Consider the following 15,714-nt stretch of genomic DNA (forward strand, 5'->3'; position numbering starts at 1 on the left):
GCATGAAACATCTTGCATTTGCAGCGGGACTGCTTGGCGCCTCGGCCGCTTTTGCCGAAACGCCCGAACTCACCGTTTACACCTACGACAGCTTTGTCTCCGACTGGGGTCCCGGCCCGGCGGTGGAAAAGGCATTCGAAGAAGTCTGCGGCTGCGACCTGAAACTGGTTGGTGCTGGCGACGGCGCGGCGCTGCTGGCACGGGTGAAGCTGGAGGGCGAACGCTCCGACGCTGATGTGGTGCTGGGGCTCGACACCAACCTGACCGCGGCGGCCAAGGAAACGGGCCTGTTTGCGGAGCATTCGGTCAGCGCCGATTTCGCGCTGCCGGTCGACTGGAATGATGCGACCTTTGTGCCCTACGACTGGGGCTACTTCGCCTTTGTGCATAATGCCGATGCGGCGGCGCCTGCGGATTTCAAGGCGCTGGCCGCCAGTGACATGAAGATCGTGATCCAGGACCCGCGCTCCTCGACCCCGGGTCTGGGCCTGCTGTTGTGGGTCAAGGCTGCTTATGGCGACGAGGCGCCGGAAATCTGGAAGGGCCTCTCTGACAACGTGGTGACCGTGACCAAGGGCTGGTCCGAGGCCTATGGCATGTTCCTGGAAGGCGAGGCTGACATGGTGCTCTCCTACACCACCTCGCCCGCCTATCACCTGATCGCGGAGGAAGACGGCTCCAAGGCGGCAGCCGCCTTTGACGAGGGCCACTACATGCAGGTGGAAGTTGCCGGCAAACTGGCAAACTCCGACCAGCCGGAGCTGGCCGACCAGTTCCTGGCCTTCATGGTGTCGGATGCCTTCCAGTCGATCATCCCGACCACCAACTGGATGTACCCGGCTGTGACGCCCGAGGGCGGGCTTCCCGAAGGCTTTGAAACCCTGATCGCGCCGGAGAAATCGCTGCTGCTGAGCGAGACGGAAGCCGCAGAGGTGCGCGATGCGGCGCTGGGCGAATGGCTGGACGCGCTCAGCCAGTAAGCGCCCTGCCGGGGATCGGCGCGGCCCTCTTGGTGGCTGCGCTGATTCTGGGAACCCTTGGGGCTGTTGCCCTGAGGGCTGAAGCAGGCACGGGCTTTGGCGCCAGTGACTGGGCCGCGCTGCGGTTCACGCTGACCCAGGCGGGCCTGTCGGCGCTTTTGAGTGTTGGCCTCGCCATCCCCGCCGCCCGCGCACTGGCGCGGCGGCGGTTTACGGGGCGGAGCCTGCTGATTGCGCTGTTGGGCGCGCCCTTCATCCTGCCGGTCATTGTGGCCATCCTTGGCCTGCTGGCGGTGTTTGGCCGCGCGGGCTGGCTGAGCAGCCTGCTGGGGATGTTCGGTTTGGAACCTGTTCAGATTTACGGGCTGCACGGGGTGGTGCTGGCGCATGTCTTCTTCAACCTGCCGCTGGCGACCCGGCTGATCCTGCAGGGCTGGCAGGAGATCCCTGCCGAGCGCTTCCGCCTGGCAGCGCAGCTGGACGCCGGGCCGCTGGCGATGTGGCGGCTCTTGGAAGGCCCGATGCTGCGGCGGGGGGCGCCCGGTGCGCTGGCGGTGGTGTTTGCCATTTGCCTGTCCAGCTTTGCGGTGGCGCTAACCCTGGGTGGAGGCCCAAAGGCAACGACTATCGAGCTCGCCATCTATCAGGCTTTCCGGTTTGATTTCGACCTGGGCCGCGCGGCGCTCTTGTCTGGGTTGCAGCTGCTGCTGACTGGTGCCGCCGCGCTGGTGGCGCTGCGGGTGTCGGCGGGCGAAGGCTTTGGTGCCGGCCTTGACCGTGCGGTGCGGCGCTGGGACGGGCAGAGCGCCTTGGCGCGCAGCTTGGATGGCTTTTGGATTGTCCTGTCCGCCGCGTTCCTGCTGCTGCCGCTGGCGGCTATCGTGCTGGCAGGCCTGCCGGGTATTCTGTCGCTGAAAGCCTCCGTCTGGCAGGCGGCGGGAAACTCCATTCTGGTTGCGGCGCTGAGCACCGTGATCCTGCTGGGGCTGGCCTTGCCGATGGCCGCCGCGGCGGCTGCCGGGCGTGCTGGTCTGACCGAGCTGTCGGGTATTTTGGGCCTCGCGGCCTCGCCGCTGGTGATCGGCACCGGGCTGTTCATCCTGATCTATCCCATCGCGGACCCCTTCGCGCTGGCGCTGCCGGTGACGGCGCTGGTCAATGCGGTGATGGCGCTGCCTTTTGCCATGCGCATTCTGGTCCCTCGGGCGCGGGAGGTGCTGGGGCGGTATGGCCGCCTGTCGCTGTCGCTGGACATGCAGGGCTGGGCCTTTGTGCGCCGGGTCTACCTGCCGCGGATGCGGGCGCAGACCGGGTTTGCCGCGGGATTGGCGGCGGCGCTGTCGATGGGCGACCTAGGTGTGGTGGCGCTGTTTGCCGACCCGGATTTTGCAACGCTGCCGTTGCAGATCTACCGGCTGATGGGGGCCTACCGGATGGAAGCGGCGGCCGGAGCGGCGCTGTTGCTGCTGCTGCTGTCGATGGGGGCATTCTGGATTTTGGACCGCGGGGGGCGCTGGCATGCTGAGGCTTGAGAACTGCCGGATCATGAACGGCGATTATGCGGTGGAAGCGGATCTGGAGATCGCAGCCGGGGCCTGCGTTGCGGTGATCGGGCCGTCGGGTGCCGGCAAATCAACGCTGGTGGAGGCGGTGGCGGGTTTTCTGCCGGTTACCCGCGGGCGTATCTTGTGGAACGGTGCGGACCTGACCAGCCAGCCGCCGGGCAAGCGGCCGGTGGCGATGCTGTTTCAGGACGGCAATCTGTTTCCGCATCTGACCGTGGCGCAAAATGTGGCGCTGGGGCTGCATGCGAACCTGCGGTTGAGCGAGGCGGAGTGGAGCCAAGTCGGGGCGGCGCTGGAGCGGGTCGGCCTGGGTGGCATGGGCACGCGCAAGCCTGCGGCGCTGTCGGGCGGGCAGCAAAGCCGGGTGGCGCTGGCGCGAGTGCTGGTGCAGGGGCGCGATATCCTGCTGCTGGATGAACCCTTTGCCGCACTTGGTCCGGCGCTGAAGGCAGAGATGCTGGATCTGGTCTCGGACCTTGCGCGGGAAAGCGGCGCGACGGTGCTGATGGTCAGCCATGATCCCAATGACGCCCGCCGGATCGCGGATCAGGTGGTGCTGGTGGCGGAGGGCAGGGCGCACCCGCCGCAGGCGACGGCGGAGCTGCTGGACAACCCGCCGCCGGCCTTGCAGGCGTATTTGGGAACGGCCTGACCCCGCTGCCGGCAGCAGCCTGCGACGGGGTGTAAATGAAAAGGGGTTTCGCTGCGAAACATCCTTTATTAATATATGGTTAAATTGAGAATTGTGGAGTGAGGACAGTTGCCCGCCGCCTGCGCGGCGGGCCAGTCAGTTGTGTAAGGCACTGTAAAAAGCAGATTTATGCAGCCAGTGCCGCCTCTCGCGTTCTGGTGATCGTCAGCGCAGCATTGGCAGCCTCGCGCCCCTTCTCCACGAAGTGAGCGCGGTAGATCGCGTTGTGGTGCTCCGTCTCCTGGTAGTGGTGCGGGGTCAGCGAGACCGACAGCACCGGCACCCCGGTGTCCATGCTTGCACGCATCAGCCCGTCCACCACGGCCTGAGCCACAAAATCATGCCGGTAGATGCCGCCATCCACCACGAAGGCGGCACAGGCCACGGAGGCGTATTTTCCGGTCCTGGCCAGCTCCTGCGCCAGCAGGGGCATTTCAAAGGCGCCGGGCACGTCGAACACGTCGACCTGCTCTGCCGGGATCAGCTGCAGGAAGCCCTCCAGCGCCCGGTCGACAATGTCAGCGTGCCATTGCGCCTTGATGAAGGCATAGCGGGTGTGTGTCATGTCGTAATCTCCTTGTAGTTCTGACACGTCACCCAAGGCGATCACGAACAGACGGGCGCACGCCTGGCGCCGCCCTTCTGCACGTTCTCTTCCATCCGGACTGTGACCGTCGGCTCTGGAGTTGCACCAGATCTGCTGACACTTCCAAAACCATGGAAGCCGCTCGCGGGCTTGCGGGACTGGCCGCTTACCGCCGGTGGGGAATTCCGCCCCGCCCTGAGAACGGCGAGACTTTGGCAAGCAGCGGAGATGCCTGCAAGCGGGAATTGCGGAACGGGGTCAGGTCTCGACCAAGTTGTAGTGCTTGATGGTGCGTGACCCGACCAGTTCGGCCTCAGCCGGGTCGATGTGCGGACTGGTGTAATCCTCACCCGCAAAAGCCTTGAGCGAGGCCAGATCCTTCCAGACCATCACAAAGCTGAACTCCCGCGGAGTCTCGGAGCGCGGTGCGCCAGGCAGGACAGAGACGATTCCGTCGGTGCCTTTCATCAGCGGGATCGCGGTTTCATGAAAGAACTTGCTGAACTCGGCTTCCTTGCCGGGCCGGATGACGACCTGGAATATCCGCATGATCATTGGAGGCCTCCTGTCACGTGTTACACTGGACCAGTATAGCACAGTGCGGTGATTGCCCCTTCCCCTCAGGCCCGCTTGCAGTAGGCTGCGGCCAAACAGCGGAGGATATTTCTGATGAAACTCACTTATTCCCAAGCATCCCCTTTTGCCCGCAAGGTTGTGGTGCTGCTGCGTGAAACCGGGCAATTGCAGGATGTCGAAATCCTGGATGTCACAACAACCCCGCTCAGCCCCAGTCCGGATGTGAAGGCCAGCAATCCGCTGGCCAAGATCCCGGCGCTGGAGCGCAATGACGGGCCGGCGCTCTATGACAGCAGGGTGATCTGCGCCTATCTGGATGAGCGCGCCGGCGGCAAGCTGTACAGCCGCGGCTGGGACAGCAAGGTGCTGGAGGCGACCGCCGACGGGATCATGGATGCGGCGGTGCTGATGTCCTACGAGAAACGGCTGCGCCCGGAGGACAAGCAATGGGACGGCTGGCTGGATGCGCAGCGGGACAAGGTGCTGGGCGGCTGCGCGGCACTGAATGCGCGCTGGATGAGCCATCTGCGGGGGCCGCTGGATATCGGTCAGATCGCGGTGGCCTGTGCGCTGGCCTATGTGGACTTCCGCCACCCGGACACAAACTGGCGTCAGGGCAACGAGGCGCTGGCGGAGTGGCTTGAGACATTCGAATCGCGCCCGTCGATGCAAGCGACAAAACCGCCGGCGGCTTGACCCCGGCCTCTTGAAACGGACTGGTGCCGCAACGATATGGGTGCGGCACTGTCACCCAGGCGTGACAGAATTGCCGTCTGCGGCTTTCTGCGCGCCCATGACCGCTGGACGAACGGCTCTCTCCCCGCTAGATACGCGCCAGAGTCACTGCGAGCAATCGCGGTGCATGCGCATGTTTGCCCTAAACGGGCGCTGGAATTGGAGAAAACCTCGTGTCCCACGCAGAAGACCACGAAGGAACCCGGAGAGATTTCCTCTACTACGCCACTGCCGGCGCCGGGGCAGTGACCGCGGGTGCCGCCGTATGGCCCCTGGTCAACCAGATGAACCCCTCCGCCGACGTGAAAGCGCTGTCCTCGATCCTGGTCGATGTCAGCGGCGTGGAAGTTGGCACGCAGATTTCGGTCATGTTCCTGGGCAAGCCGGTGTTCATCCGCCGCCGCACCCAGGAAGAGATCGAGGCGGCCCGCGAAGTGGAGCTGTCCGAGCTGATCGACCCGCGGTCGGAAAACGCCAACAAGCCGGGCACCGACGCGGCTGACGCGAACCGTACCCTGGACGAAACCGGCGAATGGCTGGTGATGATGGGTGTCTGCACCCACCTGGGCTGTGTGCCGCTGGGTGACGGCGCAGGCGAATTCAACGGCTGGTTCTGCCCGTGCCACGGGTCGCACTACGACACCGCAGGCCGTATCCGCAAAGGCCCGGCGCCGGAGAACCTGCACATTCCGCTGGCCGAGTTCACCGACGCCACCACCATCAAGCTGGGATAAGGAAACGCGCTCATGTCCGGTATTCCCCACGACCATTACGAGCCGAAGACAGGCGCAGAGAAGTGGCTGCACAGCCGCCTGCCCATCGTCGGCCTGATCTATGACACCATCATGATCCCCACCCCCAAGAACCTGAACTGGTGGTGGATCTGGGGCATCGTCCTGGCCTTCTGCCTGGCGCTGCAGATCGTCACCGGCATCGTCCTGGTGATGCACTACACCCCGCATGTCGACATGGCCTTTGCATCCGTTGAGCACATCATGCGCAACGTGAACGGCGGCCATATGCTGCGCTACCTTCACATGAACGGCGCCTCGCTGTTCTTTGTTGCCGTCTACATCCACATCTTCCGCGGCCTGTACTATGGCTCCTACAAGGCGCCCCGCGAGATCACCTGGATTGTCGGCATGCTGATCTATCTGATGATGATGGGCACCGCCTTCATGGGTTACGTGCTGCCGTGGGGCCAGATGTCCTTCTGGGGCGCCACCGTGATCACCGGCCTGTTCGGCGCCATCCCCTTCATCGGCGAACCGATCCAGACCTGGCTCTTGGGCGGACCGGCGGTGGACAACGCCACCCTGAACCGCTTCTTCTCGCTGCACTACCTGCTGCCCTTCGTGATCGCAGCGCTGGTGATCGTGCACATCTGGGCCTTCCACACCACCGGCAACAACAACCCGACCGGCGTTGATGTCCGCAAGGGCTCCAAGGAAGAAGCCAAGAAAGACACCCTGCCGTTCTGGCCGTACTTCGTGATCAAGGACTTCCTGGGCCTGGCCGTTGTGCTGGTTGTGTTCTGGGCGATTGTCGGCTTCATGCCGAACTACCTGGGCCACCCGGACAACTACATCGAAGCCAACCCGCTGGTGACGCCCGCGCACATCGTTCCGGAATGGTACTTCCTGCCGTTCTACGCGATCCTGCGTGCCTTCACCTCGGAAGTCTGGGTTGTGCAGTTCGCCTCCTTCATCACCGGCGGCATCGTGGATGCGAAGTTCTTTGGCGTGATCGCCATGTTCGGCGCGATCCTGGCGATGGCCCTGGCGCCCTGGCTGGACACCTCGCGCGTCCGTTCGGGCCGCTACCGTCCGATGTTCAAGTGGTGGTTCGCGCTGCTGGTGATCGACTTCTTCGCCCTGATGTGGCTGGGCGCGATGCCGGCGGAAGAGCCCTATGCATCGTTCTCGCTGATCGCATCGGCCTATTGGTTCGGCTACTTCTTCGTGATCCTGCCGCTGCTGGGCGTGATCGAGAAGCCGCTGCCGCAACCAGCGACCATCGAAGAGGATTTCGAGGCCCACTATGGCAAGAAATCTTCTGCTGAAGCCACTCCTGCCGAGTAAGAAGAAGGAACACCTAGCAATGTTCAAGAAACTGGCAACCGGTGCCGCCTTCGCTCTGGCCCTGATCCCTGCTGCGTCTTTCGCAGCAGGCGGCGGCGAGCAGCACATCACCGACTACGACTTCTCGTTCGAGGGGCCGTTCGGCACCTATGACCGCAACCAGCTGCAGCGCGGCCTGCAGGTCTACACCGAAGTCTGCGCAGCCTGCCACGGTCTGAAGCTGGTGCCGATCCGCACCCTTTCGGACGAAGGCGGCCCGCAGATGCCCGAAGATCAGGTGCGCGCCTACGCAGCTGACAACTTCAGCGTGTACGATCCGGCACTGGACGAAGACCGCCCGGCCAAGCCGGTCGACAACTTCCCGGAAAACAACAACGCTGGCGCCCCCGACCTCAGCATGATGGCCAAGGCGCGTGCGGGCTTCCACGGCCCCTACGGCCTGGGTCTGAACCAGCTGTTCAAAGGCATGGGCGGTGCCGAATACATCGCCTCGCTGCTGGCAGGTTACACCGGTGAGGAAAAGGAAGAGGCTGGCACCATCTTCTATGAGAACACCGCCTTCCCGGGAGGCTGGATCTCGATGGCGCCGCCGCTGTCGGATGAGCAGGTGGAATTTGCCGACGGTCACGCCAATGACGTGGAGGCCATGTCGCAGGACGTCGCGGCCTTCCTGATGTGGACTGCCGAGCCCAAGATGATGGCCCGCAAGCAAGCCGGTTTTGTCGGCGTGCTGTTCCTGACCGTGCTGTCGGTGCTGCTGTACCTGACCAACAAGAAGCTGTGGGCGCCGGTCAAAGGCAAGGACTGAGTCCCGTTCTGCTGACTGTGTGAAGTATCAAACCCCCGCAAGCGCCGCTTGCGGGGGTTTTCCGTTTCCAAGGGGGAAAGCGCCCCGGGGGGACTTCGGGCCAGAAAAAAGCAGCGCGGCTCAGGCCAGCGGGCTGACCGTCAGATGCGGCAGCCCGTTGGAGGTTCTCTGCGGTGAGCGGTCGTCTGCATTGATGACCGCCGACACCCGCTGGCGCCAGGACGAGAAGCTGTCGAACTGAACCACGTCCACCGGCGTGTCGAAGTGCAGTGTGATCCGCCGGTGGCCGCTGCTGCCGCAGGCCGCCAGCCCGTGAACATAGCCGGTGAAGGGCTGGCCGAGATAGCGCCCCTCGACCCGCATCCCCACCCGCAGTTCCGGCGCGTTCGAGGCGCGGGCGCTGAGCGTGTTCCAGTCGCGGAAGCCGTAGTAGTGGGCGATCCGCTCCAGGGCGGTGCTGTGGCTGATGGGCTGGCCCTGGGCCACGGAATGCTTGCGCAACAGCCGTGCTTCGGCCTTGAGCTGCGGCACGGGGGGCAGGGCAGAGTTAGTCTGCATGGATATACCTTTCGCAAAAGGGTGCATATGCCGTTGCAGACAGGGCTCGCGTTGCTGTCCGGGCGTGCACCCAGGCGTCAGGATAAACCTTGTCCGGATTTCACCATGGCCAGAGGCCGCGAGCGGCAGGTATCCGGAACCTGTGATGTGAGATTTAGCGGGAAATGCGGAGGAAGGCAATTCCCCGCAGCCTCAAGCCACCAACTGGTTGCCTGCCACACCGGTAATCTCGGCCGTGACGATCCGGCCTTCTTCCTGCGGCGCGGCAAAAGTCACTTCGGTGAACTGCTCAGTGCGGCCCATATGCGGGTTTTCCATCAGGATGCGGTGGGTCTTGCCGATCTGCGCCGCCAGGTGGCGCTCCACCTGTGCGTCGCCGGCCGCGCGCAGGCGGGCGGCGCGCTCCTTGATCACGTTGCCGTTCACTTGGTTTGGAATCTTCGCCGCCGGGGTGCCTTCACGCTTGGAATAGGGGAAGACGTGCAGCCAAGTCAGGCCGCAGTCGGTGACCAGCTTCAGAGAGTTTTCGAAATGGGCGTCGGATTCGGTCGGGAAGCCCGCGATGATGTCGGCGCCAAAGGTCATCTCCGGGCGCAGGCGGCGGGCTTCCTCGCAAAACGCGATGGCGTCGTCGCGCAGGTGGCGCCGGGCCATGCGTTTCAGGATCAGGTCGTCGCCGTGCTGCAGCGACAGGTGCAGATGCGGCATCAGCCGCGGTTCGGTGGCGATGGCCTGCATCAGGTTCTCGTCCGCCTCGATCGAATCGATGGAGGAGATGCGCAGGCGCGGCAGGTCCGGCACCAGTTTCAGGATCCGCATCACAAGGTCGCCCAGGCGCGGCTGTGCGGGCAGATCGGCGCCCCAGGAGGTGAGGTCCACGCCCGTCAGAACCACCTCGCTGTAGCCCCTGTCCACCAGCCGCTTGATCTGGTCGATCACCACGCCAGCAGGGACCGAGCGGGAGTTGCCGCGGCCGTAGGGGATGATGCAGAAGGTGCAGCGGTGGTCGCAGCCGTTCTGGACCTGCACATAGGCGCGGGAACGGGTGCCGAAACCGTCGATCAGGTGGCCAGCGGTTTCGGTCACCGACATGATGTCGTCGACCTGGACCTTTTCCGTGGTGCCGATGAAATCCGGCCCCTTGGCGATCTGCTGCCAGGTTTCGGCCTGCATCTTTTCGGTGTTGCCGATGACGCGGGTGACCTCTTCCATCGCGGCAAAGGTTTCCGGCTCTGTCTGGGCGGCGCAGCCGGTCACGATGATCGGCGCCTCCGGATTTTCCCGGCGCAAGCGGCGGATCTCCTGGCGCGCCTTGCGCACGGCCTCCGCCGTGACCGCGCAGGTGTTCACCACCACGGCGTTCTCCAGGCCCGCCTGCTGGCTCAGCTCCTTCATCGCCTCGGTCTCATAGGCGTTCAGGCGGCAGCCAAGGGTGGTGAACTTGGGCACGCTCATGCCAGTGACTCCAGGAATTCACGGGTGAAGGTGCCGTCGAACACATGCATGGTCGGGCCGGTCATCCAGACGCCGTCCTCTGCCCAGTCGATCCACAGGTTGCCGCCGTCGAGGTCGATCTGCACCTTGCGGCCCGTCAGCCCGCGGCGGGCGGCCGCAACGGCTGTCGCGCAGGAGGAGGAGCCGGAAGCCAGAGTCACCCCCACACCGCGCTCCCATACCCGCATGCGGACGCGGTCGGGGCCGGTCACCTGGGCAACCTGCACATTGGTGCGCTGAGGGTAGAGCGGGTGGTGCTCATAGCGGGGGCCGAATTCCTCCAAGGGGATAATTTCGGCGTCCTCGACAAAGAAGGTGCAATGGGGGTTGCCCATGCCGGTTGCCGTGGGGCCGCCCTCAATTGGCAATTCCAGCGTGTCAACTTTCTCGGCCAGGGGAATGTCCTGCCAGTCCAGTTGCGGCGCCCCCATGTTGACGGCGGTGAGCCCGTTGCCGGCGTCGCGGGCATAGAGGTCGCCGCGGTCCGTGGTCAGGTGCAGCTCCGGCTTGCTGCTTTCCAGAATCAGATGGCGGGCAATGCAGCGGGTGGCATTGCCGCAGGCGCCGGAGGTGGAACCGTCGGCGTTGTAGAAGGTCAGATGCGCATCGCCCTTGCCGCTTGTAATGACGGTCAGCTGGTCGAACCCGACGCCGAACTGGCGGTGGGCGATTCCCCTGGCCATTGCCGGGGTGATGGCAATGTCCTGCGCGCGCGCGTCGACAACGACAAAGTCGTTGCCCAGCCCGTGCATCTTCATGAAGGGGAGTGCGGTATCTGCGGAGGTGCTCATGGCGGGCATATAGACCCGGCGCAAAGATGAATCCAGCCTTCGGTTAGAAAAGTTGAAAAAAGGGGTTGACCCCCCGCGCTACTCCCCCTAGATACGCCGCCTATCGGGACAGTGAGACACACGCTGCCAAGCAGTTCCGAAGCGAGATAAGTGCTTGAACCATTTGGAAAAAACACTTAGACCGCGACGAAGAAGTGGGCCGTTAGCTCAGTTGGTAGAGCAACTGACTTTTAATCAGTGGGTCGCAGGTTCGAATCCTGCACGGCTCACCACTTCCTCCCAAAACACCGCTGAAAACAAGTAAGATGTTGATCCCCTTCGGGGATTCTCTCGATCGTCCAGGCGAGGGGAATAGCGTGTCGGGGGAGTTGCCAAACCTCTTCTGCCTTTGGGGCAAAATTCCGTGTGCCTGTGTTTAACACTTCCAGTCGCTTGCTGTGCTGGTGAACAGCCCGGCGCAAGGTTCCAAGGCATCTTGCGGAAACGCGGCAAAGGTGCCGCCGGCGAACGCATGGATCAGGAATTTCAAATCTTTAGAAGCAGAAAGCAGGGTTTACAGGTCCATTGTTTGGGGGTCTGACTAGGTGGAAGGCCATACCAAAAGGATTTTCAGATGGGTGAGGTTCTGTTTGCACTGCCGGAGACGCCGGTGATTCCGGTTGCCGGGGAAGCTGCGGGCTATCCTGTAGGGCGGGTGTTTTGTGTCGGACGCAACTATGCGGCCCACGCCGCTGAGATGGGCAATGAAGTGGACCGGGAGGCGCCGTTCTATTTCACCAAGGCGGCCGCCAATGCGGTGTTGTCAGGTGCAGAAGTGCCCTATCCGCCGGGCACCGGGAACTTTCATCATGAGATGGAGTTGGCCGTGGCCATCGGCGCACCGGTGTTCCGGGCCTCTGCCGAGGAAGCACGGCAGGCGATCTTTGGCTACGGCTGTGCGCTGGATATGACCCGGCGGGATCTGCAGATCCGCGAGCGGCAAAAGCAGCGGCCCTGGGATCTGGGCAAGGATCTGGAGAATGGCACGGTCCTGGCGCCGCTGACCCGGGCGGCGGACTGGGGTGGGCCGGAAAAGCAGCGGATCTGGCTGGAGGTGAACGGGGAGATCCGGCAGGACGCCACGCTGGATGAGATGATCTGGTCCGTGGAGGAGATCATCTGCCATCTCTCCGGCTTTTACTACTTGCGGCCTGGAGACCTGATTCTGACCGGTACGCCTGCCGGTGTCGGGCCGGTGCAAAGCGGCGACCGGATACATGGCGGAATTGACGGGCTGGCGCCGGTGGAGCTGTCCTTGACTGCTGCGGAATGACGCAAGGCGGGCGAGCGGATGTTTATTGTTGCTTTGCGCTGGCTTCAATATGTATCAATTTGAATGTGATTGCGGGGGCTTCGTAACATATCGAGCGGAAAATCTGTCTGGGACCAAAGTCAGCAGGCGGATTTCATGAGTAGAAAATGCATAATCTGCTGTTGATGGTTACAAACGCACCTAATAGCAGAGAGGCAGCCGGTTCGTTAAACGAACCTTCGGCGGGGCTCTGACGGCAGAAACGGAAAGATAATCGCTGGATTCCGCAGCAAAGTTGCGAAGGCGGGCATCCGGTAAGGGATGAGGTCAAAGGGAGGACGATATGACCACACGGAGAAAGCTACTGGGCGCCGTTGGCGCGGCAGCTGTCGCGGCATTCTGCGCGGCACCGGCATTTGCGCAGGAGGTGACGCTGAAACTTCACCAGTTCCTGCCGGCGCAGGCAAACGTGCCGAAACTGATCCTGGATGTCTGGGCGGACAACGTCGAGGAATCCTCTGGCGGGCGCATTAAGGTTGATCGCTTTCCGTCGATGCAGCTGGGCGGCAAGCCGCCAGAGCTGATGGACCAGGCCATTGACGGCGTCGCGGATATCGTCTGGACCGTGGTGGGCTATACCCCGGGCCGCTACCCCTCGACCGAGGTGTTCGAGCTTCCGTTCATGATGACCAATGCGCGGGCCGTGTCGCACGCCTATTGGGAAATGTTCGACAAGCACATGAAAGACACCGAGTTCAAGGATGTGAAAATCCTGGGCACCTGGGTGCATGGGCCGGGCATGATTCATACTGCCGATCCGGTGGAAACGCCGGAAGACTTGGAAGGCATGAAGATCCGCGGCGGCGGGCGTTCGGTCAACGCGCTGCTGACCGAGCTGGGCGCGACCCCGGTCGGGATGCCGGTTCCGGCGATTCCGGAAGGACTGTCCAAGGGCGTGATCGACGGCACCACCATTCCGTGGGAAGTCACCGCGGCGCTGAAGGTTCCGGAACTGGTGGAAAACCACACCGAGTTCACTGGCAAAGCGCTTTATACCCTGACCTTCGTTCTGGCGATGAACAAAGAAAAGTATGAGAGCCTGCCGGATGACCTGAAAAAGGCCATCGACGACAACTCCGGCCTGGAATTCTCGGTCTTTGCCGGCGGCACCCAGGCGGATTCCGACGGCCCATCGCGCGAGATGGCGCTGGATCTGGGCAACAACGTCATCACCCTCGACGAAGAGCAAACCGCGGTCTGGCGTGAACGCGCGCAGCCGATCTATGACCAGTGGATCGCTGACATGAAGGAAAAGGGCCTCGATGGCGCTGCCCTGATCGAAGAAGCCAGCGCGCTGATCGAGAAATACACACCGCAGTACCAGTAAGGCGTTTGTATTGATAAAAGTGAAGGGCCGCGCGGCATTGGCACTGCGGCCCTTTGCATACCGGAACAAGGCAACTTAACCATGCACAAGCTCATGATGCGGCTGGCCAAATCAATGGCCTACCTGGGCGGTGCGGTCCTCACTCTTCTGATCATTCTGACATGTGTTTCGATCGCTGGGCGCCTGCTCAACGGTTTCTTCCATGGCGATTTGATGGAGCGGACCGCGCCAGGGTTTTCAAATTGGATGACGGGCTGGGTCGGGCCAGTGAACGGCGACTTTGAGCTGGTCGAGGCCGGGGTGGCCTTTGCCATCTTCGCCTTCCTGCCATTGTGTCAGATCACTGCTGGCCATGCGTCGGTTGATGTGGTGGCCGATTCTTTCCCGCGCGGCGTGAAGCGGTTTCTGCGGATGGTTACCGAGGTGGTCTTTGCCGCGGTGCTGGTTCTGATCGCCTGGCGGCTGGGGGCAGGGCTTGCCGGTAAATACACCAATGGCGAAACCTCCTTCCTGCTCGAATTTCCGGTCTGGTGGGCCTACGCCATCAGCTTGGTGGCGGCCGTCGTGGCAGCCATCGTGGGCATCTACATGGGTGCAATCCGCACCATCGAATTCTTTACCGGCCGGATCCTGATCTGGGACGGCGTGGAGGGTGAACAGTGACGGCTCTTGAAATTGGCATTGCCTCCTTTCCGGTTTTGATGATTTTGATCTTTCTGCGGGTGCCGATCGGGCTCTCGATGTTCCTGGTCGGCCTTGGCGGGCTGATATGGGTGACGGACGGCACGCAAGTTGCGTTCGGGCGGCTGAAAAGCGAAACCTATACGACGTTTTCGTCTTATTCGCTGACCATCGTGCCGATGTTCCTGCTGATGGGGCATTTTGCGACGCTGGGGGGCATGTCCACCGCGCTGTTCAAGGCAGCCGAAGGGTTCCTGGGCCACCGTAAGGGCGGGGTCGCCATGGCGGCCATTGGCGCCTGTGCGGGCTTCGGCGCGATCTGCGGCTCGTCGCTGGCGACCGCAGCCACCATGGGCCGTGTGGCGCTGCCCGAGCTGAAGCAATACGGCTATGCCGGCGGCTTCTCCACCGCCACACTGGCGGCCGGCGGCACGCTGGGCATTCTGATCCCGCCTTCGGTGGTGCTGGTGATCTATGCGATCCTGACCGAGCAGAACATCGCCAAGCTGTTCCTGTCGGCCTTCATCCCGGGCCTGCTGGCGGCACTAGGTTATGTGGTTGCGATTTCCATTTATGTGCGCCTGTTCCCGGAAAGCGCGGGCACCCGCCCGCCGGTTCCGATGCGCGACCGTTTTGCCGCGCTGTTCCATGTCTGGCCGGTGCTGCTGGTGTTCGGCCTGGTGGTCGGCGGTATCTACCTGGGCTGGTTCACCCCGACTGAGGGCGCGGCCGTGGGGGCCTTTGGCACCGGGTTTATCGCTTGGACCAATGGCGGGCTGACCCGCGATACGCTTGCCGACAGCTTCCTGGTGACGGCGCGCTCCACCGCGATGATCTTTTTCATCGTGCTGGGTGCGGGTTTCTACAACGGCTTTCTGGCGCTGACCAAGGTGCCGCAGGAACTGGCGGACCTGGTTGTCAGCCAAGGCCTCAGCCCCTGGATGGTGCTGGCACTGATCCTCGCCTTCTACCTGGTGTTCGGCTGTCTGATGGACTCGCTCTCGATGATCCTGCTGACCATCCCGATCTTCTTCCCGGTGATCTCTGCCTTGGACTTCGGTCTGCTGTCCCTGCCCGCGATGCAGGCGGATGCGGCGATGGAGGTGCTGAAGGCCGGTGTCCCTGAGGGGATGGGGGCAGAGATGCTTGCCTCGATACAGGATGCCATTGCCACTGGGGCTGAACTGACCCGGGAGCAGATGAAGGAACTGGGCATCCGGGTGACCGAAGGCCGTGTGAACCGGATTGAGGCGGAATATGTCGCCATCTGGTTCGGTGTGCTGGTGCTGATCGTGGTGGAGGTTGGCCTGATCACCCCGCCGGTTGGCATGAACCTGTTCATCATCAACGCGATGGACCGCAAGACCAAGATGATCGACACCTATAAGGCGGTCATGTTCTTTGTCGCGTCCGACCTGATCCGGGTGGTCATCCTGGTGGCCTTCCCGATCATCACGCTGCTGCCGCTGATGCTGATGCAGTAAAGCGTT

16 protein-coding genes, 1 tRNA gene and 1 riboswitch are annotated in these 15,714 nt (G+C 63.0%); of the genes, 12 read left to right on the plus strand and 5 right to left on the minus strand.

All coding sequences use genetic code 11. The annotated features are described in order from the left end of the window. Nucleotides 1-2: 2 nt before the first annotated feature. Genes thiB through PHA8399_RS17750 form a run of 3 tightly spaced genes read left to right on the plus strand, consistent with a single transcriptional unit; the run spans nucleotide 3 to nucleotide 3,197 of the window. Nucleotides 3-980: a thiamine ABC transporter substrate binding subunit gene (gene thiB, locus PHA8399_RS17740; RefSeq protein ID WP_058287446.1), complete on the plus strand. Its 978-nt coding sequence runs from the start codon at nucleotides 3-5 to the stop codon at nucleotides 978-980. Beyond that, nucleotides 956-2,512, plus strand: a complete 1,557-nt coding sequence (locus PHA8399_RS17745; RefSeq protein ID WP_058287447.1) for a thiamine/thiamine pyrophosphate ABC transporter permease ThiP — start codon at nucleotides 956-958, stop codon at nucleotides 2,510-2,512. The genes thiB and PHA8399_RS17745 overlap by 25 nt, the downstream gene beginning before the upstream one ends. After that, nucleotides 2,499-3,197 (plus strand): thiamine ABC transporter ATP-binding protein, encoded by a 699-nt coding sequence (locus PHA8399_RS17750; protein WP_058287602.1) that lies wholly within the window; start codon nucleotides 2,499-2,501, stop codon nucleotides 3,195-3,197. The genes PHA8399_RS17745 and PHA8399_RS17750 overlap by 14 nt, the downstream gene beginning before the upstream one ends. Nucleotides 3,198-3,363: 166 nt before the next feature. On the opposite strand, the gene PHA8399_RS17755 is transcribed toward PHA8399_RS17750, so the two are convergent. Together PHA8399_RS17755 and PHA8399_RS17760 are read right to left on the minus strand one after the other, a co-directional pair. Further along, a complete protein-coding gene (locus tag PHA8399_RS17755; RefSeq protein ID WP_058287448.1) occupies nucleotides 3,364-3,801 on the minus strand; it encodes a 6,7-dimethyl-8-ribityllumazine synthase in 438 nt (145 codons plus the stop codon). Nucleotides 3,802-3,880: 79 nt separating this feature from the next. Further along, a riboswitch (FMN riboswitch) is annotated at nucleotides 3,881-4,029 on the minus strand. Between the two features lie 51 nt (nucleotides 4,030-4,080). Further along, nucleotides 4,081-4,377 carry an antibiotic biosynthesis monooxygenase family protein gene (locus PHA8399_RS17760; RefSeq protein WP_058287449.1) on the minus strand — a complete coding sequence of 99 codons (297 nt, stop codon included), beginning with the start codon at nucleotides 4,375-4,377 and terminating at the stop codon, nucleotides 4,081-4,083. A gap of 114 nt (nucleotides 4,378-4,491) precedes the next feature. On the opposite strand from PHA8399_RS17760, the gene PHA8399_RS17765 reads away from it, so the two are divergent. The 4 genes from PHA8399_RS17765 to PHA8399_RS17780 all read left to right on the plus strand — a co-directional run bounded on the left by PHA8399_RS17765 (nucleotide 4,492) and on the right by PHA8399_RS17780 (nucleotide 8,022). Continuing rightward, nucleotides 4,492-5,094 (plus strand): glutathione S-transferase, encoded by a 603-nt coding sequence (locus PHA8399_RS17765; RefSeq protein ID WP_058287450.1) that lies wholly within the window; start codon nucleotides 4,492-4,494, stop codon nucleotides 5,092-5,094. A 212-nt stretch (nucleotides 5,095-5,306) separates the two neighbouring features. Continuing rightward, nucleotides 5,307-5,867, plus strand: a complete 561-nt coding sequence (gene petA, locus PHA8399_RS17770) for a ubiquinol-cytochrome c reductase iron-sulfur subunit (RefSeq protein ID WP_058287451.1) — start codon at nucleotides 5,307-5,309, stop codon at nucleotides 5,865-5,867. A gap of 12 nt (nucleotides 5,868-5,879) precedes the next feature. Further along, the gene (petB, locus tag PHA8399_RS17775) at nucleotides 5,880-7,214 is read left to right on the plus strand and encodes a cytochrome b (RefSeq protein WP_008556428.1); all 1,335 of its coding nucleotides are present in this window, start codon (nucleotides 5,880-5,882) and stop codon (nucleotides 7,212-7,214) included. Between the two features lie 19 nt (nucleotides 7,215-7,233). Next, nucleotides 7,234-8,022, plus strand: a complete 789-nt coding sequence (locus PHA8399_RS17780; protein WP_058287452.1) for a cytochrome c1 — start codon at nucleotides 7,234-7,236, stop codon at nucleotides 8,020-8,022. A gap of 120 nt (nucleotides 8,023-8,142) precedes the next feature. On the opposite strand, the gene PHA8399_RS17785 is transcribed toward PHA8399_RS17780, so the two are convergent. From PHA8399_RS17785 to dapF, 3 genes are all read right to left on the minus strand, one after another. Next, nucleotides 8,143-8,580, minus strand: coding sequence for a glyoxalase superfamily protein (locus tag PHA8399_RS17785; protein ID WP_058287453.1), 438 nt, complete (start codon nucleotides 8,578-8,580; stop codon nucleotides 8,143-8,145). Nucleotides 8,581-8,772: 192 nt separating this feature from the next. Further along, nucleotides 8,773-10,035 carry a tRNA (N(6)-L-threonylcarbamoyladenosine(37)-C(2))-methylthiotransferase MtaB gene (mtaB, locus tag PHA8399_RS17790; protein ID WP_058287454.1) on the minus strand — a complete coding sequence of 421 codons (1,263 nt, stop codon included), beginning with the start codon at nucleotides 10,033-10,035 and terminating at the stop codon, nucleotides 8,773-8,775. Continuing rightward, the gene (dapF, locus tag PHA8399_RS17795; protein WP_058287455.1) at nucleotides 10,032-10,874 is read right to left on the minus strand and encodes a diaminopimelate epimerase; all 843 of its coding nucleotides are present in this window, start codon (nucleotides 10,872-10,874) and stop codon (nucleotides 10,032-10,034) included. Before dapF ends, mtaB begins: the two co-directional genes overlap by 4 nt. Nucleotides 10,875-11,061: 187 nt before the next feature. Between dapF and PHA8399_RS17800 the strand changes: the two genes are divergently transcribed. The 5 genes from PHA8399_RS17800 to PHA8399_RS17820 all read left to right on the plus strand — a co-directional run bounded on the left by PHA8399_RS17800 (nucleotide 11,062) and on the right by PHA8399_RS17820 (nucleotide 15,708). After that, nucleotides 11,062-11,137 (plus strand) — tRNA-Lys (locus PHA8399_RS17800). Nucleotides 11,138-11,478: 341 nt separating this feature from the next. Next, nucleotides 11,479-12,177, plus strand: a complete 699-nt coding sequence (locus PHA8399_RS17805) for a fumarylacetoacetate hydrolase family protein (RefSeq protein WP_058287456.1) — start codon at nucleotides 11,479-11,481, stop codon at nucleotides 12,175-12,177. A 322-nt stretch (nucleotides 12,178-12,499) separates the two neighbouring features. Next, nucleotides 12,500-13,543, plus strand: coding sequence for a TRAP transporter substrate-binding protein (locus PHA8399_RS17810; protein WP_058287457.1), 1,044 nt, complete (start codon nucleotides 12,500-12,502; stop codon nucleotides 13,541-13,543). 81 nt (nucleotides 13,544-13,624) lie between these two features. Further along, complete coding sequence (locus PHA8399_RS17815; protein WP_058287458.1) at nucleotides 13,625-14,206, plus strand: TRAP transporter small permease; 582 nt, start codon at nucleotides 13,625-13,627, stop codon at nucleotides 14,204-14,206. Then, on the plus strand, nucleotides 14,203-15,708 hold the full coding sequence (locus PHA8399_RS17820; protein ID WP_058287459.1) for a TRAP transporter large permease: 1,506 nt from the start codon (nucleotides 14,203-14,205) through the stop codon (nucleotides 15,706-15,708). The genes PHA8399_RS17815 and PHA8399_RS17820 overlap by 4 nt, the downstream gene beginning before the upstream one ends. Nucleotides 15,709-15,714 lie beyond the last annotated feature (6 nt).

This window comes from Leisingera aquaemixtae, from assembly GCF_001458395.1.
GTDB classification, from domain to species: Bacteria; Pseudomonadota; Alphaproteobacteria; order Rhodobacterales; family Rhodobacteraceae; genus Leisingera; species Leisingera aquaemixtae.